A 17,560-nucleotide genomic window follows, 5' to 3' on the forward strand; every position below is an offset into this window, starting at 1 on the left:
AGCGTGCCCAGCCCGAAGCTGATGCGATGGCCGTCGGCGGTGCTGCGCGTGAGCCAGTCGCCTCGGCCAGCGCCGAAGTTGCGCCAGCGGCGCTGCGGATGCGAGTCCCAGTTGACCGCCGGGCCCTCGATGCGGATCGAAATCGGCAGCCGCGTGACCAGGGCCTCGGCGCGCGCCACGTCGGGCGGCGCGCCGAGCTCGGCCACCAGCCGGTCCATGTAGTCGCCGACCAGCGGCTGCGCGGCCTCGCGCCAGCCGTTGGAGAAGGCGCGCTGCATGCCCCCCAGGAACACCGCCGCCATCGCCATGGCGAGCAGCACGAAGACGGTGATCAGCCGCAGGCGCAGCGAATGCCGCCAGCGGCTTCGCCAGTGCCGTGGTGAATGCTGGCGCCGGTTCACGGATCGCTCTTGCCGACCGCGAGCATGTAGCCGGCGTTGCGCAGGGTCTTGATGCAGTCCAGCGGCTCCAGCTTCTTGCGCAGGCGGCTCACCACGATGTCGACGGCCCGGGTGTAGAGCTCGGCTTCGTGGCCGCGCAGCCGGTTCAGGATGTCGTCGCGGCTCCAGACCTTGCCGGGCGGATCGGCCAGGAGGGCGAGCAACTCGAACTCGGTGCCGGTCAGCTCCACGCGCTCGCCTTGGCGCAGCACCTCGCGCCGGTCGAGGTCGATGGACAAGCCCTCGAAGACCCTGCGCTGCGCGGGCGCCGCGGCGGGGACGGCGCGCTGGCGGCGCAAGATGGTCTGCACCCGCGCCACCAGTTCGCGCGGCTCGAAGGGCTTGGGCAGGTAGTCGTCGGCGCCGAGCTCGAGGCCGACCACCCGGTCCATGACGTCGCCCCGGGCGGTCAGCATCACGATCGGGATGTCGCTCTCCTTGCGGATCTCACGGCATAGGGCGAAACCGTCCATCTCGGGCAGCATGACGTCGAGGATGGCGCAGTCGTAGGCGTGGGACCGCAGCTTGGCCAGGCCCTCGCTGGGCCGCTGCGCGCTCTCCAGCACGCAGTCGAAGCGCGCGAAGTAGCTCGCCAGCGGCGCGGCCAGGTGCTCGTCGTCGTCGATCAGCAGGATGCGGGGCATGCGATGGCGATTGTGCCTACCGGCGAACAGCAGGCCGGTGATCAGGCCGGCCGCCATCGCAGCGCAAGGACCAGCTCTGGGGACGGCCGGCGGAATCCATCATGCAGCGCGGTGCTCACCATGGGTCGGTGGGGCCGACGCGGCCGAGGTGGGTGACACCGAACTCGCTCCCGTACTTGAGGCCGTAGCCCAAGGCGTGGTCCAGGCCGATGTGCGCGCTCCAGATCAGCCCGAGCGCCAGGGCGGCCGGAATGTCACCGACCAGGCCCAGTCCCAGCAAGGCGACCGGGCCGATGTACGAGTGCGCCGCGTTGTAGGCAACGGCACCGACCCGCGGCCCGGCCAGGTAGCCGAGGAAGCTCAGGTCGGGCAGCAGGAACAGCATGGCGAAGGCGCCCCAGCTTGCGCCCAGGTGCAAGTAGGCGGCCACGGCCGCTGCGAGCACGACCAGGCCTTCGAGCCGAAGCAGGATGCGCACGCCGCCCTGCGCGGCGCCGGGCGCGGCGCCGGGCGCGGCTTCCCCGGTGCCCGGCACCGCCCGCGCCCACGGCGGGTTCGCCACCCTCGCAGCAGGAAGCCGCGGTGCGGAAAGATCAGCCACGGTGGCCCCAGCGGCGGCCACGCTCCATGAACTCGCGCACCTTCTGCTGCTGCGTCGGATTCAGGTTGTCGAAGAAGTCAGCTGCTGCCGCAATCACTTCGGGGCTGCCGGATTGGATGGCGGCGGTCTTGTCCGCGACCAGCTTCTTCGCGCGCTCCTGGTCGAGCTTGGCCCCGGCGAACAGGGCGCGGAATTCCGCGCGCGGATCGCCGCCGCCGCGCAGCGCCTGGCGCTGGGCCTGGATTTTCTCGGCGAGCACATCGAGCTTCTGCTTCTGCGTGGCATCGAGCTCCAGCCTGCTGCCTACGCGCTCGACCATGCGGGCGCGGAATTCGGCGCGGTCCTGCTCGGAGCTGCCGCCCCAGCCGTGGCGATGACCGGAGCAGCCGGCGAGGCTGCCGGCAACCAGCGCCGCGCCGGCAAAGCCGAAGAGAGAGCGTTTGAACCAGGGTTTCATGAGAGTCTTCCTTCCAGTGCGATCGGGATCGATCAGGGAGACTCGATGGTGCGATCCGGTGGCCGCAAAGTCCTTTCGCGGCCGTTTCGGCGTGTTTCGTTTTATTGCGGCGCGGCCGCGGGCGTCATCAGGCTGGCCGGATCGTCGGCCTCGAGCACCTGCTGCGTCCACGCCTGCAGCTTGCTCGTGTCCGCGCGAAGCACTTCCTGCTTGACGGCGAGGATCTGGGAGGGGTGCATCGAGAAGCTGCGCAGGCCCATGCCCAGCAACAGGCGCGTGAAGGCGACGTCGCCCGCCATCTCGCCGCAAACGCTCACGCCCTTGCCCTGGCGCCGGCACTCGGCGATGGTCTCGGCCACCAGGCGCAGCACGGCTGGATGGGCTGGGTCGTAGAGATGGGCCACAGACTCATCGGCGCGGTCGATGGCCAGGGTGTACTGGATCAGGTCGTTGGTGCCGATCGACAGGAAGTCGAAATGCTTGAGGAAGATCTTGAGCGTGAGCGCAGCGGCCGGCACCTCGATCATCGCGCCCAACTTGACCTTGCCGTGCACCATGCCGCGGTTGTCGAGCTCGGCGCGTGCGAAATCGATCAGCGCCAGCGTCTGGCGAATCTCGCTGATGTGCGCGAGCATGGGGATCAGCAGCAGGATCTCGCCATGCGCAGCCGCGCGCAGGATGGCGCGGATCTGGGTCAGGAACATCGCGGGGTCGGCCAGGCTCCAGCGGATCGCGCGCAAGCCAAGGGCCGGGTTGAGGTGGGACTCGTCGTCTCGCACCATCTTGCCATCGAGCGGCTTGTCGGCGCCGACGTCGATGGTGCGGATGGTGACCGGCATGCCCTGCATGCCCTCGATGGCGCGCCGGTAGGCCTGGTACTGCTCTTCCTCGTCGGGCAGGCGGGTCAGGCGCTGGGCCTCGCGGCCCATGAAGAGGAATTCGCTGCGGAACAGGCCGACGCCGACGGCACCGGCCTTGACGGCGCCCAGCGTGTCCTCGGGCATCTCGATGTTGGCCAGCAGGTCGACCTTCTGGCCATCGAGCGTGACGGCCGGCTTGTGGCGCAGGCGTGCCAGCCGGCCGCGTTCAAGGTCGCCCTGGCGCTGCTTGAAGCCGTATTCGGCCAGGATGATGGGAGAGGGATCGACGATCACCACGCCGGCATCGCCGTCGATGATGACCCAGTCGTCCTGCCGCACCAGCTGGCTGGCGCTGCGCGCGCCGACCACGGCCGGGATGTCCATGCTGCGCGCGACGATCGCGGTGTGCGAGGTGCGCCCGCCGACATCGGTGACGAAGCCGGCGAACACGCTTTTCTTGAACTGCAGCATGTCGGCCGGCGAGAGGTCGTGGGCGATCAGCACCAGGGGGGCGTCGATGGCGTCGCGGGCTGTGGGGTCGCTGTCCTCGTCGTCGGCGGTGCGCTTGCGCCGCGGCGGCGTGGGCGCCAGCACCGCGGCCGTGCCCTTCATGCGGTGCAGCAGGCGCTCGACCACCTGCTCGAGGTCGGCCTTGCGCTCGCGCAAATACTCGTCCTCCATCTCGTCGAACTGGCGCGCGACGACCTCCAGCTGGGTGGTCAGCGCCCACTCGGCGTTGTAGAGACGCTCGACGATCCAGTGCTTGACGCCGCCGGTCAGCACCTCGTCCTGCAGCAGCATCAGGTGCACCTCCAGCAGCGCGGCGAGCTCATGCGGCGCGTCGTTGGGGCCCATCAGTGCCACGCTGGCCTGCAGCTTCTGCAGTTCCTCGGCGACCGCGTTGCGCGCGATGCGCACGCGGTCGATCTCCGTTTCGACCTCTTCCGGCTTGATGAAGTAGTGGGCGACGTCGAGGCGGCTCGAGACCACGAGCACGGCGCGTCCGATCGCAATGCCACGGGCCACGGGCAGCCCATGGACGGCAAAAGTCATTCGCCTTCTCCGAACTTGTCGTTCATCAATGCGACGATGGCATCCATCGCTTCCTGCTCCCGCTCGCCGTCGGTCTCGATCTCCACCGTCACCCCGATGCCCGCGGCCAGCATCATCACGCCCATGATGCTCTTGGCATTCACCCGGCGGTCGCCGCGTGCGAGCCAGACCTCGCATGGATAGCTGCCCGCGAGCTTGGTGAGTTTGGCCGAGGCCCGCGCGTGCAGACCCAGCTTATTGCTGATGGTCACGGATGTCTTTATCACTGTGCTTTCTTCTTGCCTGATTCTGGGGAGCCGCCACAGCCACCTGCATCACCCCCGCGGTGCCACCGGTGAGCGCACGCTGCACCAGCGTCTCGAGCGGCTCGTTGCGGTAGCTTACGGCACGCAGCAGCATCGGCAGATTGACACCGGCCACCAGGCGCGAGCGCACGCCGTCGACAAGCTTTTGCGCCACGTTGCATGGGGTGGCACCGAACACGTCGGCCAGCACCAGCACCTGCGAGCGGGGCGTGCGTTCCAGCTGGGCCAGGGTGATGCGCGCCGCCGCCAGGGTTTCGTCGGGCGACACGTTGGGCAGCACGTCGAGCGCCGCGATCGAGGGTTCGCTGTCAGGGAACACATGCAGCGCGCACTGCCGCAACGCCTGGGCAAGCGGCGAATGGGCAATGATGAAAATGCTGTTCATGCGGGTCGAAGGCGGGTTCGTCGATTATGCGGGGGCGCCCAAAGGAAGTAGAAATAAGATAACAAGCAGCATCCCAGGAACAGTCCCAGAGCGCCCCGGAAGGCGCCCGGCGCATCGAAGCCGGCCCGCCCGAGCAGGTCGATCAGCAGGCCGCAGCACCACTGGATCACGAAAACACCCAGAAACACCACCAGGTTGTACGCCGACAGCGCCCGGCCGGCCACTGCCGGCGGCAGCGCCATCGCAACGGCCGGCTGGGCCACGGCGACGACGGTGGAGCTGCAGAGGAAGGCCATCCACGCCAGGGTGCCCGCGGCCGGGCCGAGCACCACGATGGCGCCCAGCGCCAGCATGCTGAGCGGAAGGCCCCAGGCGATCAACTGGTCGGCGGCGATGCCGCGGCGCGCGAACCAGGGATTGGCGACGCCCCACAGCCAGTAGGCCGTCAGCATCGCGATACTGATCTGGAACAGAGCATCGGCCGCCTCGCCCGGCGAGTAACCGGCCACCTGCGTGAGCCAGGGAACGACCCACAGCGTCAGCATGGCGACGAAGCCGCCGTAGTTGAAGAAGCCAATCGGGGCGAGCTTGCGGAAGAAGGGGTCGCGCCACACGGCTGCATAACCGCCGTCCTGGGTCGCCCCCGGGGGCTCGCTGCCGGCTTGGCGCCAAGCTGGCGCCGTCCAGGCAATCAAGAGCATGGCCCCCAGCAGCCCGGCCGCAACCAGCCAGAACAGCGGCCGCCAGCCCCACAGCGGCATCAGCCAGTGCACTGGCAGGGGGGCGCCGACCAGGCCCAGCGATCCGACCATCAGCATCCAGGAGTTGGCACGCAGCTGCAGGGCGGGGTCGAACCAGCGCCTGTAAGCGGTCAGCGGCGCCATGAGGCAGGCGCTGACGCCCACGCCGGTGAGCACGCGCGCGGCCATCAATACCCAGAACTGCGTCGCGGCCGAGAACAGCAGGCAGCCGGCGACGGCCACCGACAGGAAGCAGACGATGACACGCTTGGGGCCGTGGCGGTCGAGCCAAGTCCCCATGGGTAGCTGGGTGAAGGCGAAGCCCAGGAAATAGCCGCCGGCCAGCAGGCCGAGGTCGCGCGCATGCAGCTGGAAATCCGCCGTCAGCGTGGGTGACAGCGTGGCGGTGATGGCGCGGATCAGCGTGGAAAGGAAGTAGGCGAAGGCGAAGGCCAGGAAGACCATGGCAGCGCGGCGGCGCCCCAGGAGGAGGGTGCTCCCTGGAGTACCTCCGCCTTCGGCTGCGGTGCTATTCGCCTTCGGAGCGGCCGTGCGGCTCATGGAAGCCGCAGCCCCTCGAAAAAGGCCGCGGACGCGTCGGCCGACGCAGGGCGGCCCAGCACGGTCGCCTGGTAGAGCGCCATCTTCCCGCTCCGTTGCTGGGCGAACCAGAGCATCTGGGCGGGCGCGGGGTCTCCGGCGCCCTGTTGCCGGACTTCGAGGCGCACGGGCGCCGGAGAGGTTGCCGCCCGAGGCAGCGTGGCAGGGGCTTCAGCGATCGTCGCCCCGGCCAGTTGGTTGCGGGTGGCGCTGCGCCAGGTGCGCATCCAGCTTTCGGCCTGGGCCGCGTCCTCGGCCGTGGCATGGGCCACCGCGAAGGTGGCGCCGCCGGCCTCGCAACCGGTCATGTCCACGGCAATCGATTCGCTGCCGCTGCCCAGCGGCAGGTTGCGGGTCGCGCGATCTGGCTTGCAAGGCAGGAGCGCGACCAGGCCGTCATCCGCGATCGGGACCTCGCGCCAGTTGAAGACCGGGTTGCAGGCGCCGAGGGCAGCGGCGAGAAGGACAAGGGGCGCCAATCGGGAACGGGGCGGTAAGGGCATCGGGAGGCTGATTATCCAGCCGCCTGCCAGGCGGCTACCCAAGGTGCCCTCGCGCCGACGCGGGACCGCCGTCGGAACTAAAATCGCACCCGCTCGTCCATCCTGTGCCCATGAACAAGTTCGCCCCCGCCGCCGCTGTCGCGATCGCCCTGATTGCCGGCGTCGGCGTGTACCTGAATACGGGTGTCTCGGCGGCGCCGGCATCGACCTTCGTGCTGCTCGACGGCAGCAAGAAGAGCACGGAGGACCTGAAGGGCAAGGTCACCCTCGTCAATTTCTGGGCCACCAGCTGCGTCACCTGCGTGGCCGAGATGCCCAAGGTGATCGCCACCTACGACAAGTACAAGGACCGTGGCTACGACACCCTGGCCGTGGCAATGAGCTACGACCCGCCCAGCTACGTCGTGAACTTCGCCCAGACGCGCAAGCTGCCTTTCAAGGTGGCGATCGACAACACCGGCGCCGTGGCCCAGGCCTGGGGCGACGTGAAGCTGACGCCGACCACCTACATCGTCAACAAGCGCGGCGAGATCGTGAAGCGCTATGTGGGCGAGCCCGACTTCGCCGAACTGCACCGGCTGATCGAGAAGCTGCTCGCCGAAGGCTAGTCCGGCGGCGGGGCGGTGTCATTCGACAAGCACCCTTTGTTGCTTCATCTGCTGCGGAAGGTGTCGTGGCAGGACTTGCATGTCTCGCCAACGGCCGAGACCGCGGCCTTGAATGCGTCCAGGCTGCCGGCTTTCGAAGCAGCGAGGAGCTTGTCGGTCTCGCTCACCAGCTTGTCGCTGAGCTCCTTGAACTTCGCCTGCTCTTTCCAGATCTCCGGCTTGGCCTTGCCGCCCTCCGTGCCGGCGCCGAAGCCGATCCATGGCAGCTTCGAGATCTGCGCCACCACCTCGGCGTTCGACGTGGCACTCGCGGCGTCATAGGGCGCACGGCCGCTGGCCATGGCGCCCAGGCGGCTCATGTGATGGTTCTGGATGAACATCGCGCTCTGGCGGTACTTGACCGCGTCTTCGGACTTGGCGAACTGGGCGATGGCGGGCAGGGACAGCGCGGCACCGGCCGCGGCAAGGGTCAACGAGGCAAGACGATTCATCGTGGTTCCTTCTTGTCGGGGCAGCGCCGCGAGGTGGCGGCACGAGCCAGTTTAGGGGCGTGTGACGAGGGGCCGTGCATAGCGACAACCCGTAGGCGCGCTGGCTCCGACTTTGCTAACCTGCGCCTTCCGCCGCTTCGCGCCCAGCTGCCCCTCGATGCCGCCCGCCCTTGAGCCCTCTACGCGCCCCGCGAACGCGGATGGCGCCAGTGCGGCCCCTATCCGTGTGTGGGACCTGCCGACGCGCGTATTCCACTGGGCGCTGGCGGCGGCGGTGATCAGCCAGCTCGCGACGGGCCTCGGGGGGGTCATGGAGTGGCACTTCCGGGTTGGCTACGCGGTGCTTTCGCTGCTGCTGTTCCGGGTGATCTGGGGCGTCATCGGTGGGCGCTGGTCGCGCTTCGCCGCCTTCGCCTATTCGCCCGGCTCGACCATGGACTACCTGCGCGGACGCGCGCACCCGGACCACCTCGTCGGGCACACGCCGCTCGGCGCGCTCTCGGTTTTCGCGCTGCTGGCAATCCTCGCGCTGCAGGTGGCAACCGGCCTGGTGGCTGACGACGAGGTCATGGCCTCGGGGCCCCTCACTCGCTTCGTCTCGGGCGCGACGGTGAACCTCGCCACGGCCTGGCACACCACGTTTGGCAAGTGGATCGCGATTGCATTGGTAGGCCTGCACGTGCTGGCGGTGCTTTTCTATGTGGCGGTCAAGCGCCATCGGCTGGTACGGCCGATGATCTCCGGCGACAAGCGGGTCGCGGACGGCAGCGCAGCGCCCAGCCGCGACGACGCCGCGTCCCGCTTCTTGGCCCTGGTGGTGTTCGCGGCCTGCGCCGCCTTCGCGGCGTGGATCGCGTCGCTTCGTGCATGAGCTTTTCCATCTCCCGCCCGCTACCGCTGGAAGGCACGCCCGACATCGTTCTGGTGACGCCCGACGAGCCGCATGAGTTCGAGGCCACGCGTGCGATCTTCAGGGACTACGCGGCCTCGCTGGACATCGACCTGTGCTTTCAGCATTTCGACGAGGAGCTGGCCACGCTGCCCGGCGACTACGCCGAGCCGCGCGGCGCGCTACTGCTGGCCCTGATCGACGCTGAAGGCGGCGGCGCGGCCTCTCGGCAGGTCGACGCACCCAAGATCCGGCGAGCACAGGGCGGCATGGCCTACGTAGCCGGCTGCTGCGCGCTGCGCCCACTGGACACCGCCGACTACCCCAACGCCGCCGAGATGAAACGACTCTACGTGCGCCCGGTCTTCCGCGGCCTCGGACTCGGCCGCCAGATGGCAGAGGCCATCCTGGACGCGGCACGCGGCGCAGGCTACGCGTGCGTGCTGCTGGACACGCTGGACGACATGGAGTCGGCCCGGGGCCTCTACGAAGACCTGGGCTTTGTGGAGGTTCCTCCCTACTACCACAACCCCATTGCCGGGGCGCACTACCTCAAGGTGGAACTCTGAGTCCGGAGGTGCTCAGCCGCGCGCCTGTTTGAGCAGCGTCTCGGCGTCGCTGACCTCGAACTTGCCGGGCGCCTCGACGTTGAGCGCTGCGACCTTGCCATCCTTCACCAGCATCGAATAGCGGTTGCTGCGCACCCCCATGCCGCGCGCGGTCAGATCCAGCGTGAGTCCGGTCGCGTTCGCGAACACGCCGCTGCCATCGGCCAGCATGCGCACCTTGGTGCCGGTTTTCTGGTCGCGCGCCCAAGCGCCCATCACGAAGGCATCGTTGACGCTCACACACCAGATCTCGTCCACGCCCGCGGCCTTGAGCGCGTCGTAGTTCTGCACATACCCGGGCACGTGCTTGGCCGAGCAGGTCGGCGTGAAGGCGCCGGGCAGGCCGAAGATCGCGATCGTCTTGCCTGCCGCGGCCTTGCTCACGTCGACCGGGTTGGGTCCGATGCTGCAGCCTTCGCCTTCGACCTCGGAATACTCCTGCAGAGTAGCGGAAGGAAGGGTGTCGCCGACTTGGATCATGGAATGTGCTCCTGAAAAAGAAAAACGGCCCACATTGTGGGCCGCTTTTGTCTTGACTGCGTCGCCGCTGCGATCAGACCAGCACAGCCTTCTCAACCAAGCGGGTCACCACCCAGTTCTTCGACTTGGAGATCGGCCGGCTCTCGGTGATCTCGATCAGGTCGCCCATCTTGTACTCGCCCTTTTCGTCGTGGGCGTGGTACTTGCTCGAGCGGATCACGATCTTGTCGTAGATCGGGTGCTTCACACGGCGCTCGACGAGCACCGTCACGGTCTTTTCACGCTTGTCGCTGACCACCTTGCCGATCAGGGTGCGCTTGAGGGATTTTTTAGCTTCCGTCATGGTCACTCCTTACTTGGCGGATTCTTGCTGCTTCTGCGCAAGAATGGTCTTGGCACGCGCGATGTCGCGACGCGTAACGCGCAGCGTGGCCGTGTTCGACAGCTGTTGAGTAGCCTTCTGCATGCGCAGGCCGAAATGGGCCTTCTGCAGATCCTTGATCTCGGTCTGCAGTGCGGCGACGTCCTTGTCGCGCAGCGCTGCGGCCTTCGACACCTTGGCCGAAGCCGCCGTGTCCTTCTTCTTACGTGTTGCCATCAGTGTTCTCCTCGATCAGGCGCCGAGCTGGCGCGCGACGAAGGTGGTGCGCAGCGGCAGCTTGGCGGCAGCCAGGCGGAACGCTTCGCGGGCGAGCTCTTCGGGCACGCCGACAATCTCGTAGATCACCTTGCCGGGCTGGATTTCGGCCACGTAGTACTCGGGGTTGCCCTTGCCGTTACCCATCCGCACTTCGGCGGGCTTGGTGGAGATCGGCTTGTCGGGGAACACGCGAATCCAGATGCGACCGCCCCGCTTGACGTGGCGCGAGATCGCGCGACGGGCGGCTTCGATCTGGCGTGCCGTCAGGCGGCCACGGTCGATCGACTTGAGGCCGAAGTCACCGAAGGACACCGCGTTGCCGCGGGTCGCGATGCCGGTGTTGCGGCCCTTTTGTTCCTTGCGGAACTTTCTGCGTGCAGGTTGCAGCATGTTTCTTACTCCGTAGTTCTAAGAACGATCACTCGTTCTTGGCACCGTCCGCTGCTGCAGCGGGCGCGGCTTTGCGGACGCGCTTAACGGCGGGTTTCGAGTCTGCACCCGGCTGAGCACCGGTAGCTTCTGCGGGCTTGTCGCTCCCGTCGGCCGGGGCGACGTTGCCGCCGATCGGCCCGCGGGCACCAGCACGGGGGCCGCGACGGTCAGAGCCCGGGCGGTCGCCACCGGGGCGGCCATCACGGCGGGGGCCACGCGGGCGGCGCTCTTCCTCGGGACGCGGGGTCTCGACGGTCGGAAGGTCGTTGCGGCCCAGCGTGTCACCCTTGTAGACCCAGACCTTGACGCCGATGACGCCGTACGTGGTCTTGGCCTCCGAGGTGCCGTAGTCGATGTCGGCGCGCAGCGTGTGCAGCGGCACGCGGCCTTCACGGTACCACTCGGTGCGGGCGATTTCGATGCCGTTCAGGCGGCCAGCCGACATGATCTTGATACCCTGGGCGCCCAGACGCATGGCGTTCTGCATGGCGCGCTTCATGGCACGGCGGAACATGATCCGCTTTTCGAGCTGCTGTGTGATGCTGTCGGCGATCAGCTGTGCATCGATCTCGGGCTTGCGCACTTCCTCGATGTTTACAGCGACCGGAACGCCCAGCTGCTTGCCGAGCTCGCGCTTCAGGTTCTCGATGTCCTCGCCCTTCTTGCCGATCACGACGCCCGGCCGTGCCGAGTAGATCGTGATGCGAGCATTCTTGGCGGGGCGCTCGATCATGACGCGCGACACAGAGGCATTCTTCAGCTTCTTCTTCAGGTACTCGCGCACCTTGATGTCTTCGGCCAGCATGCCCGCGAAGTCGCGGTTGCTCGCGTACCAGCGGCTGGACCAGTTACGGCTGACCGCAAGGCGGAAGCCGGTCGGGTGGATTTTCTGTCCCATATGTGTTCCAGCCTGTTAGTTGCCCACCGTCACGTACACGTGGCACGTGGGCTTGCTGATGCGATTGCCGCGGCCCTTGGCGCGTGCGGTGAAGCGCTTGAGCGTGGCGCCCTGCTCGACGTAGATGGTCTTGACCTTCAGTTCGTCAATATCGGCACCGTCGTTGTGCTCGGCGTTGGCGATGGCCGACTCGAGCACCTTCTTCACGATCACGGCGGCCTTCTTCTGCGTGAACTGCAGGATGTTGAGCGCCTGATCGACCTTCTTGCCGCGGATCAGATCGGCGACCAGACGGCCCTTGTCGACCGAAAGGCGGACGCCGCGGAGGACTGCACGTGTTTCAGACATGGTCGTTCCTTACTTCTTCTGGACTTTCTTGTCCGCGGGGTGCCCCTTGAACGTGCGCGTGAGCGCAAATTCGCCGAGCTTGTGGCCGACCATTTGGTCGGTGATATAGACAGGCACATGCTGCTTGCCGTTGTGCACGGCAATGGTCAGGCCGATGAACTCGGGCAGGACCATCGAGCGGCGCGACCAGGTCTTGATCGGCTTCTTGTCCTTGTTCGTCACGGCCTTGTCGGCCTTGGCTACCAGGTGGTGGTCGACGAAGGGACCTTTTTTGAGAGAGCGAGTCATTTTGCTGTCCCTTACTTCTTGCGACGCGACACGATGTAGATCTGCGTGCGCTTGTTGTTGCGGGTGCGATAACCCTTGGTGAGGTTGCCCCACGGATCGACAGGATGGCGGCCTTCACCGGTCTTGCCTTCGCCGCCGCCGTGCGGGTGGTCGACCGGGTTCATCACCACCCCGCGAACGGTCGGGCGGATACCCATCCAGCGCTTCACACCGGCCTTGCCAAGCTGGCGCAGGCTGTGCTCTTCGTTGGCGACTTCACCGATGGTTGCGCGGCACTCGACGTGCACGCGGCGCACTTCGCCCGAACGCATGCGAACCTGGGCGTAGACCCCTTCGCGGGCCAGCAGCGTAGCCGAGGTGCCGGCCGAGCGGGCGATCTGCGCGCCCTTGCCGGGCTGCAGTTCGATGCAATGGATTGTCGAACCCACGGGGATGTTGCGGATCGGCAGCGTGTTCCCGGCGCGGATCGGCGCTTCCGCACCGCTCAGCAGGGTTGCGCCGGCTTCCAGGCCGCGCGGAGCGATGATGTAGCGGCGCTCGCCGTCGGCGTAGCACACGAGCGCGATATGGGCGGTGCGGTTCGGGTCGTACTCGATGCGTTCGACCTTGGCCGGGATGCCGTCCTTGTTGCGCACGAAGTCCACCACGCGGTAGTGGTGCTTGTGGCCGCCGCCCTTGTGGCGGGTCGTGATGTGGCCGTTGTTGTTGCGGCCGGCCTTCTGGAACTGGGGTTCCAGCAGGGCAGCGTGCGGAGCACCCTTGTACAGGTGGTCCCGCGAGACCTTCACCGCGCCACGCTGGCCCGGTGAAGTGGGTTTCATCTTGATAACGGCCATGATTAAGCGCCTTCCCCGACCAGATTGAGCTCTTGACCGGCCTTGAGCGTCACGTAGGCCTTCCGGACGTTGTCGCGGCGGCCTACCGACTTGCCAAAGCGCTTGCTCTTGCCCTTGGTATTGAGCACGGACACGCCCTTCACTTCGACCTTGAACATCAGTTCGACGGCCGCCTTGATCTCGGGCTTGGTGGCGTCCTGCAACACCTTGAAAGTGACAGCATTCGACTTCTCGCCGACCATCGTGGCCTTCTCGGACACTACCGGCGCGACGAGCACGTTCATCAGACGACCCTCGTCGAACTGACGCTGCTGAGGCGTAGGATTCATGCGGCTCATGCGAACATCTCCTTGAGCTTGTCGACGGCACCCTTGGTGACCAGCACCTTCTTGTAGTGAACCAGCGACACCGGATCGGCGTAACGCGGCTCGACCACGAGCACGTTCACCAGGTTGCGCGAGGCGAGGTACAGGTTCTCGTCGACTTCTTCGGCGATCACGAGCACGGACTCGAGATTCATCGCCTTGAACTTGGCAGCCAGCGCCTTGGTCTTGGGCGAATCGACCTTGATCGATTCGACCACGGCCACGCGGCCTTCTCGTGCGAGCTGCGAGAAGATGGACGCCATGCCGGCGCGGTACATCTTCTTGTTGATCTTCTGCGAGAAGTTCTCGTCAGGCATGTTCGGGAAGATGCGGCCACCCCCGCGCCAGAGCGGAGAGGAGGTCATGCCGGCGCGAGCGCGGCCCGTTCCCTTTTGCTTGAACGGCTTCTTGGTGGAGTGCTTGACCTGCTCGCGGTCCTTCTGAGCGCGGGTTCCCTGGCGCGCATTGGCCTGGTAGGCAACCACCACCTGGTGCACCAGGTCTTCGTTGTAGTCACGGCCGAACACGGTCTCGGGCGCGTCGTACTTGGACGCAGCCTGGCCTTGTTCGTTCAGGAGTTCGAGTTGCATTGCTTTTGCTCCTTAGGCCGCCGGCGTGGCCTTGGCCTTGACGGCCGGACGAACGGTGACGAAGCCACCCTTTGCACCCGGAATCGCGCCCTTGATCAGAAGCAGCTGGCGCGCTTCGTCGATACGGATCACGTCCAGGTTCTGGGTCGTCACGGTGACGTCGCCCAGATGACCCGTCATGCGCTTGCCCGGGAACACGCGGCCGGGGTCCTGCGCCATGCCGATGGAACCCGGCACGTTGTGCGAACGGCTATTGCCGTGCGAAGCGCGCTGAGAGGACATGTTGTGGCGCTTGATGGTGCCGGCATAGCCCTTGCCGATCGAAGTACCCTGCACGTCGACCTTCTGGCCTACCGCGAACACGCTGCCCACCGCAATCGCGCCGCCAGCCTTGTGCTGGGCGGCCGCGTCGGGGGTGACGCGGAATTCCTGGATGATTTCGCCGGCCTCGACGCCAGCCTTGGCGAGATGGCCTGCTTCGGGCTTGGTGACGCGCGATGCCTTGCGCGAGCCGAATGTCACTTGTAGCGCGACATAGCCATCGGTCTCTTGGGTTTTGATCTGGGTCACGCGGTTGTTTGACACATCCACCACCGTGACGGGAACAGCGTCCCCGTCATCGGTGAAGAGACGCATCATCCCCACCTTGCGGCCCAGCAACCCGAGGGAGTTGCTCAGACTCATGGTTTTTCTCCAAGACTCCCGCCGCTGCCACTTCAATTGGCGACAACGTTTGGTATGCGGAAGAAGGTTGATAAGGCTCTACACCTAAAAGCGCCAGGCAGGCGCAAATCGGGCAGAGCCAAAGATTATAGCCCCCAAGAGTTTCGAAGCGCAAGGCACCTGCTCGAGACCGGTCGAGCTCACTTGACCGGCATGGAGAGGATCTTGTCCCCGTCAGGCGTCTGCTTCAGTCCACTGCTGGCGGGCATGGCGGAAGGTGCCTTGCCGACCTGGACGGTGATGGAGGTCGCGCTGGTTGCGCCATTCTGGGTCGTGAACACGTGGAGATAGCCAGTGCCATCGGCGTCGGGAACGACCTGGACGGTCAACGCCGAGGCTTGGCCGGCCGGCAGCATGTGCGGCCCCACCGAGCCGACGATGGCCAGGCCTCCATCCGCCGCCAGCTTGACCGTTGCGCCAGCAGGATCGCTGACGCCGTCGAACCCCAGCACGACAGCCACGGGACTGCCGGGCTGCGGCGTGCCGTCGATGCGGTATTGGACTGCGATGCCGGAACCGCCGGGCTTCACGGGTGTGGCGATCATTCCTGTGGAAGAGGCATGCCCGGGCTTCGCGTTGTGCGCACAGGCCTGCAAGGACACGCCCATGGCCAGCGCCGCCATGGCAATGGCTCCGAGGCTGCGAGATGCACGCATGCTGTGCTCCTAGTTGATGGTGACGGTGAAGCAGGTGCTGTCCGCCGAGTTGTTGAAGTCGTTGACCACCAGAACGGCCTCGCCTGCGGCCAAGCTGACAGAGCCTGTTTCGCTGCCGCCGACGGTGGACAGTCCCTGGCCCGCTTGCCTGCCCTGATAGACCACGAAATCCGGATCCGAGGCAGCCGGCCCACCAGTCACCGCGACGCTGTACGTGCGCTGCGCCGGTGCGGTGAAGCGCAGGTAGGCATAGCTGCCCAGCTTGTTGCCGGCACGCGTCGGATCGGCTTCTCTCGTCACGCAGGCCGGCGTGCCGGCCCCCAACGCAGCCGGCTTGTACATCGGTAGGGCGAATGTGCCGAGCCCGCCATCATTGGTCTCGTTGTCAGCAAACTGATCGTTCGGGACAGCGATGCTCTGGCCAGCCAGCAGCGAATTCAATGCAGCGGCGCTCCCCGGCGCGACGGCATTGAATGCCACGGAGAAGGGATGGATCGAGGTTACCGCCACACCGCTCTTGAACGAAGGCGCGGTGAGCGCATCATGAATCGGCTTGAAGCCAACCTGACTGTTCAGGCTCCAGAGAAGAGACTGGACCGAGACCTCGCGGAACCAGCCCGGATTGGACGTGGTCCCCGTGGTCAGATCGAGATTGGACCCCAGGGCCTGGTTGGCGCCAGCCGAATCGGTGTAGTTGCTGCGCGCCAGGGCGATGCCAGACCAAGCGTTGCCCCAGCCCTCTGAAAAGGCCAGGCGGCGGTCCAGGCGCTCGCTGAGAGAATGGCCACCGCCGGGCGAATCGTCACGGCTGAAGGCCGACTGGTAGTAGTGCCCCCATTCGTGCGCGACCACCGAGCTGTCGTACTCATCAGTATCGACGTTCTCCTTGCCGAGCACATAGATGGCGCGGACCGCGCCTGCCGAGCTCGAACTGGTGAAGAAGGTCGTTCCGATCTGGCCAAGTGCCGGATTTCCCGAAGCCGGCACATTGTTGACGCTCCAGAAGATGCGCAGAGGCGGGAAGATGGTGCTCGGCGCGACCGAGAGGACCTTGGCCTGCGTCGCGTAGACAGTATCGAGCACCGCAAACGGCCCGGCGACGCGGGTCGAGTCGTAGGTCGAGCCGCTCCAGCCCGAAGGCGCATGGACGTTGCGCGTCACCGCCGCACTGCCAGTCGAGAAACTCCCGCTCTCCATCGAGTAGAGCGCCTCGCTCTGGGTGTTGTCGCGGACGCTGACGTCCCAACTTGCCCCTGAGCCGGTCTGCAGCAGTTGGGCCTTGACTCGTACGTTGGCGGTGGTGTTGGCAGGTACGGACACCGAGTAAGCGCCGTTGCCATCGGCGACTGTGCTGGCCAGCACAGTCCCATTCCCATCGAGGATTTCGACGACCGCCCCGCGAACCGGCTTGGGGCTCATGGCTCCATAGCTCAGCCCACCGGTGGTGTTGGGCACCGAATCAAAAGTCAGGTTGCCGCCCACCGTCACCGTGGTAGCGCCCGGCACGCCCGCGATCGGGAAGAAGCCGCTACCGCCGCCACCGCCGCCGCACGCTCCGAGCACGGCCAGGGCAAGCAGCGCCACGCTCCGCAGGAACCAAGTTTTCATGATCTCTCACTCCCCAGAGCGTCCATGCCCGGCCGATCGCCGTTGCCGAAGGATGCCACATTCACGGGTCAAAAAATAAGCCCGCCGGCGTTTCCGCGGGCGAGCTTAGTCCTACAAGGCTGAAGTGGGCTTTACTGCAGCTTGATTTCGACGTCCACGCCAGCCGGCAGATCGAGCTTCATCAGCGCGTCCACGGTCTTGTCGGTCGGATCGACGATGTCCATCAGGCGCTGGTGCGTGCGGATCTCGAACTGGTCGCGGCTCGCCTTGTTGACGTGCGGCGAACGCAGAATGTCGAAACGCTTCATGCGAGTCGGCAGTGGCACAGGGCCCTTGACGATCGCACCAGTGCGCTTGGCGGTGTCCACGATCTCGGCAGCCGACTGGTCGATCAGCTTGTAGTCGAACGCCTTCAGGCGGATGCGGATTTTTTGCTTGGCAGCCATGGTGATTCCTTTGCGTTCGATCAGATGTCCAGGATCTTCGCCACCACGCCAGAGCCCACGGTGCGG

26 protein-coding genes and 1 pseudogene are annotated in these 17,560 nt (G+C 66.3%); 3 read left to right on the forward strand and 24 right to left on the reverse strand.

Translation table 11 applies throughout. The annotated features are described in order from the left end of the window. From APY03_RS43320 to APY03_RS05950, 9 genes and pseudogenes are all read right to left on the reverse strand, one after another. A pseudogene (locus APY03_RS43320) lies at positions 1-401 on the reverse strand (two-component sensor histidine kinase); the annotation flags it as partial. Next, the gene (locus tag APY03_RS05915; RefSeq protein WP_068674928.1) at positions 398-1,084 is read right to left on the reverse strand and encodes a response regulator transcription factor; all 687 of its coding nucleotides are present in this window, start codon (positions 1,082-1,084) and stop codon (positions 398-400) included. The gene APY03_RS05915 and the pseudogene APY03_RS43320, both read right to left, overlap by 4 nt. A gap of 115 nt (positions 1,085-1,199) precedes the next feature. Continuing rightward, positions 1,200-1,685, reverse strand: coding sequence for a DUF4260 domain-containing protein (locus tag APY03_RS05920; protein ID WP_102905239.1), 486 nt, complete (start codon positions 1,683-1,685; stop codon positions 1,200-1,202). Then, positions 1,678-2,142, reverse strand: coding sequence for a Spy/CpxP family protein refolding chaperone (locus APY03_RS05925; protein ID WP_068674835.1), 465 nt, complete (start codon positions 2,140-2,142; stop codon positions 1,678-1,680). Before APY03_RS05925 ends, APY03_RS05920 begins: the two co-directional genes overlap by 8 nt. 101 nt (positions 2,143-2,243) lie before the next feature. Continuing rightward, positions 2,244-4,055 (reverse strand): phosphoenolpyruvate--protein phosphotransferase, encoded by a 1,812-nt coding sequence (ptsP, locus tag APY03_RS05930; RefSeq protein ID WP_068674837.1) that lies wholly within the window; start codon positions 4,053-4,055, stop codon positions 2,244-2,246. Continuing rightward, positions 4,052-4,321: an HPr family phosphocarrier protein gene (locus tag APY03_RS05935; protein ID WP_068674839.1), complete on the reverse strand. Its 270-nt coding sequence runs from the start codon at positions 4,319-4,321 to the stop codon at positions 4,052-4,054. The genes ptsP and APY03_RS05935 overlap by 4 nt, the downstream gene beginning before the upstream one ends. Next, complete coding sequence (locus APY03_RS05940; RefSeq protein ID WP_068674841.1) at positions 4,290-4,745, reverse strand: PTS sugar transporter subunit IIA; 456 nt, start codon at positions 4,743-4,745, stop codon at positions 4,290-4,292. Before APY03_RS05940 ends, APY03_RS05935 begins: the two co-directional genes overlap by 32 nt. Continuing rightward, positions 4,742-5,950, reverse strand: coding sequence for an MFS transporter (locus tag APY03_RS05945; RefSeq protein ID WP_068674843.1), 1,209 nt, complete (start codon positions 5,948-5,950; stop codon positions 4,742-4,744). The genes APY03_RS05940 and APY03_RS05945 overlap by 4 nt, the downstream gene beginning before the upstream one ends. A 92-nt stretch (positions 5,951-6,042) precedes the next feature. Then, positions 6,043-6,564, reverse strand: a complete 522-nt coding sequence (locus tag APY03_RS05950) for a hypothetical protein (protein WP_232324165.1) — start codon at positions 6,562-6,564, stop codon at positions 6,043-6,045. A 134-nt stretch (positions 6,565-6,698) separates the two neighbouring features. Here APY03_RS05950 and APY03_RS05955 point away from each other — a divergent pair, with 134 nt between their 5' ends. After that, positions 6,699-7,196, forward strand: coding sequence for a TlpA disulfide reductase family protein (locus APY03_RS05955; protein ID WP_068674847.1), 498 nt, complete (start codon positions 6,699-6,701; stop codon positions 7,194-7,196). A gap of 44 nt (positions 7,197-7,240) precedes the next feature. Here the strand turns inward: APY03_RS05955 and APY03_RS05960 are convergent, their stop codons facing one another. Next, positions 7,241-7,687, reverse strand: a complete 447-nt coding sequence (locus APY03_RS05960; protein WP_068674849.1) for a c-type cytochrome — start codon at positions 7,685-7,687, stop codon at positions 7,241-7,243. 157 nt (positions 7,688-7,844) lie between these two features. On the opposite strand from APY03_RS05960, the gene APY03_RS05965 reads away from it, so the two are divergent. Continuing rightward, a complete protein-coding gene (locus APY03_RS05965; protein WP_068674855.1) occupies positions 7,845-8,558 on the forward strand; it encodes a cytochrome b/b6 domain-containing protein in 714 nt (237 codons plus the stop codon). Beyond that, a complete protein-coding gene (locus tag APY03_RS05970; protein ID WP_068674857.1) occupies positions 8,555-9,145 on the forward strand; it encodes a GNAT family N-acetyltransferase in 591 nt (196 codons plus the stop codon). Before APY03_RS05965 ends, APY03_RS05970 begins: the two co-directional genes overlap by 4 nt. Positions 9,146-9,157: 12 nt before the next feature. Here the strand turns inward: APY03_RS05970 and APY03_RS05975 are convergent, their stop codons facing one another. The 14 genes from APY03_RS05975 to rpsJ form a co-directional block, all read right to left on the reverse strand. Beyond that, positions 9,158-9,664, reverse strand: coding sequence for a peroxiredoxin (locus APY03_RS05975; RefSeq protein WP_068674860.1), 507 nt, complete (start codon positions 9,662-9,664; stop codon positions 9,158-9,160). Positions 9,665-9,737: 73 nt separating this feature from the next. Next, positions 9,738-10,007, reverse strand: a complete 270-nt coding sequence (gene rpsQ, locus APY03_RS05980) for a 30S ribosomal protein S17 (protein ID WP_068674862.1) — start codon at positions 10,005-10,007, stop codon at positions 9,738-9,740. A gap of 9 nt (positions 10,008-10,016) precedes the next feature. Then, entirely contained in the window at positions 10,017-10,220 is a 204-nt protein-coding gene (gene rpmC, locus APY03_RS05985; RefSeq protein WP_068674931.1) for a 50S ribosomal protein L29, read from the reverse strand. 57 nt (positions 10,221-10,277) lie between these two features. Next, positions 10,278-10,694: a 50S ribosomal protein L16 gene (gene rplP, locus APY03_RS05990; RefSeq protein WP_068674864.1), complete on the reverse strand. Its 417-nt coding sequence runs from the start codon at positions 10,692-10,694 to the stop codon at positions 10,278-10,280. 28 nt (positions 10,695-10,722) lie between these two features. Then, entirely contained in the window at positions 10,723-11,634 is a 912-nt protein-coding gene (gene rpsC / locus APY03_RS05995; RefSeq protein ID WP_068674866.1) for a 30S ribosomal protein S3, read from the reverse strand. Between the two features lie 15 nt (positions 11,635-11,649). Continuing rightward, entirely contained in the window at positions 11,650-11,982 is a 333-nt protein-coding gene (rplV, locus tag APY03_RS06000; RefSeq protein ID WP_019657678.1) for a 50S ribosomal protein L22, read from the reverse strand. Between the two features lie 9 nt (positions 11,983-11,991). Further along, positions 11,992-12,270, reverse strand: a complete 279-nt coding sequence (rpsS, locus tag APY03_RS06005; RefSeq protein ID WP_062478874.1) for a 30S ribosomal protein S19 — start codon at positions 12,268-12,270, stop codon at positions 11,992-11,994. Positions 12,271-12,281: 11 nt separating this feature from the next. Then, on the reverse strand, positions 12,282-13,106 hold the full coding sequence (rplB, locus tag APY03_RS06010) for a 50S ribosomal protein L2 (protein ID WP_068674868.1): 825 nt from the start codon (positions 13,104-13,106) through the stop codon (positions 12,282-12,284). A gap of 2 nt (positions 13,107-13,108) precedes the next feature. Next, on the reverse strand, positions 13,109-13,435 hold the full coding sequence (gene rplW / locus APY03_RS06015; protein WP_232081357.1) for a 50S ribosomal protein L23: 327 nt from the start codon (positions 13,433-13,435) through the stop codon (positions 13,109-13,111). A 5-nt stretch (positions 13,436-13,440) separates the two neighbouring features. Further along, positions 13,441-14,061 carry a 50S ribosomal protein L4 gene (gene rplD, locus APY03_RS06020; protein WP_068674872.1) on the reverse strand — a complete coding sequence of 207 codons (621 nt, stop codon included), beginning with the start codon at positions 14,059-14,061 and terminating at the stop codon, positions 13,441-13,443. 12 nt (positions 14,062-14,073) lie between these two features. Next, positions 14,074-14,745 carry a 50S ribosomal protein L3 gene (rplC, locus tag APY03_RS06025; RefSeq protein ID WP_068674873.1) on the reverse strand — a complete coding sequence of 224 codons (672 nt, stop codon included), beginning with the start codon at positions 14,743-14,745 and terminating at the stop codon, positions 14,074-14,076. Positions 14,746-14,924: 179 nt separating this feature from the next. Beyond that, positions 14,925-15,440: a hypothetical protein gene (locus APY03_RS06030; RefSeq protein ID WP_083944185.1), complete on the reverse strand. Its 516-nt coding sequence runs from the start codon at positions 15,438-15,440 to the stop codon at positions 14,925-14,927. A gap of 9 nt (positions 15,441-15,449) precedes the next feature. After that, entirely contained in the window at positions 15,450-17,048 is a 1,599-nt protein-coding gene (locus tag APY03_RS06035; protein ID WP_068674874.1) for a hypothetical protein, read from the reverse strand. Between the two features lie 131 nt (positions 17,049-17,179). After that, positions 17,180-17,494: a 30S ribosomal protein S10 gene (gene rpsJ / locus APY03_RS06040; protein ID WP_068674876.1), complete on the reverse strand. Its 315-nt coding sequence runs from the start codon at positions 17,492-17,494 to the stop codon at positions 17,180-17,182. Positions 17,495-17,560 lie beyond the last annotated feature (66 nt).

This window comes from Variovorax sp. WDL1, assembly GCF_001541225.1.
Classification (GTDB): Bacteria; Pseudomonadota; Gammaproteobacteria; order Burkholderiales; family Burkholderiaceae_C; genus Variovorax.

Bases quoted from the DNA above. Each gene is read 5' to 3' on its own strand.
- APY03_RS05915 (WP_068674928.1), bottom strand. From the start codon at position 1,084: ATGCCCCGCATCCTGCTGATCGACGACGACGAGCACCTGGCCGCGCCG.
- APY03_RS05925 (WP_068674835.1), bottom strand. From the start codon at position 2,142: ATGAAACCCTGGTTCAAACGCTCTCTCTTCGGCTTTGCCGGCGCGGCG.
- ptsP (WP_068674837.1), bottom strand. From the start codon at position 4,055: ATGACTTTTGCCGTCCATGGGCTGCCCGTGGCCCGTGGCATTGCGATC.
- APY03_RS05940 (WP_068674841.1), bottom strand. From the start codon at position 4,745: ATGAACAGCATTTTCATCATTGCCCATTCGCCGCTTGCCCAGGCGTTG.
- APY03_RS05945 (WP_068674843.1), bottom strand. From the start codon at position 5,950: ATGGTCTTCCTGGCCTTCGCCTTCGCCTACTTCCTTTCCACGCTGATC.
- APY03_RS05955 (WP_068674847.1), top strand. From the start codon at position 6,699: ATGAACAAGTTCGCCCCCGCCGCCGCTGTCGCGATCGCCCTGATTGCC.
- APY03_RS05960 (WP_068674849.1), bottom strand. From the start codon at position 7,687: ATGAATCGTCTTGCCTCGTTGACCCTTGCCGCGGCCGGTGCCGCGCTG.
- APY03_RS05965 (WP_068674855.1), top strand. From the start codon at position 7,845: ATGCCGCCCGCCCTTGAGCCCTCTACGCGCCCCGCGAACGCGGATGGC.
- APY03_RS05970 (WP_068674857.1), top strand. From the start codon at position 8,555: ATGAGCTTTTCCATCTCCCGCCCGCTACCGCTGGAAGGCACGCCCGAC.
- APY03_RS05975 (WP_068674860.1), bottom strand. From the start codon at position 9,664: ATGATCCAAGTCGGCGACACCCTTCCTTCCGCTACTCTGCAGGAGTAT.
- rpsQ (WP_068674862.1), bottom strand. From the start codon at position 10,007: ATGACGGAAGCTAAAAAATCCCTCAAGCGCACCCTGATCGGCAAGGTG.
- rplP (WP_068674864.1), bottom strand. From the start codon at position 10,694: ATGCTGCAACCTGCACGCAGAAAGTTCCGCAAGGAACAAAAGGGCCGC.
- rpsC (WP_068674866.1), bottom strand. From the start codon at position 11,634: ATGGGACAGAAAATCCACCCGACCGGCTTCCGCCTTGCGGTCAGCCGT.
- rplV (WP_019657678.1), bottom strand. From the start codon at position 11,982: ATGTCTGAAACACGTGCAGTCCTCCGCGGCGTCCGCCTTTCGGTCGAC.
- rpsS (WP_062478874.1), bottom strand. From the start codon at position 12,270: ATGACTCGCTCTCTCAAAAAAGGTCCCTTCGTCGACCACCACCTGGTA.
- rplB (WP_068674868.1), bottom strand. From the start codon at position 13,106: ATGGCCGTTATCAAGATGAAACCCACTTCACCGGGCCAGCGTGGCGCG.
- rplW (WP_232081357.1), bottom strand. From the start codon at position 13,435: ATGAATCCTACGCCTCAGCAGCGTCAGTTCGACGAGGGTCGTCTGATG.
- rplD (WP_068674872.1), bottom strand. From the start codon at position 14,061: ATGCAACTCGAACTCCTGAACGAACAAGGCCAGGCTGCGTCCAAGTAC.
- rplC (WP_068674873.1), bottom strand. From the start codon at position 14,745: ATGAGTCTGAGCAACTCCCTCGGGTTGCTGGGCCGCAAGGTGGGGATG.
- APY03_RS06030 (WP_083944185.1), bottom strand. From the start codon at position 15,440: ATGCGTGCATCTCGCAGCCTCGGAGCCATTGCCATGGCGGCGCTGGCC.
- APY03_RS06035 (WP_068674874.1), bottom strand. From the start codon at position 17,048: ATGAAAACTTGGTTCCTGCGGAGCGTGGCGCTGCTTGCCCTGGCCGTG.
- rpsJ (WP_068674876.1), bottom strand. From the start codon at position 17,494: ATGGCTGCCAAGCAAAAAATCCGCATCCGCCTGAAGGCGTTCGACTAC.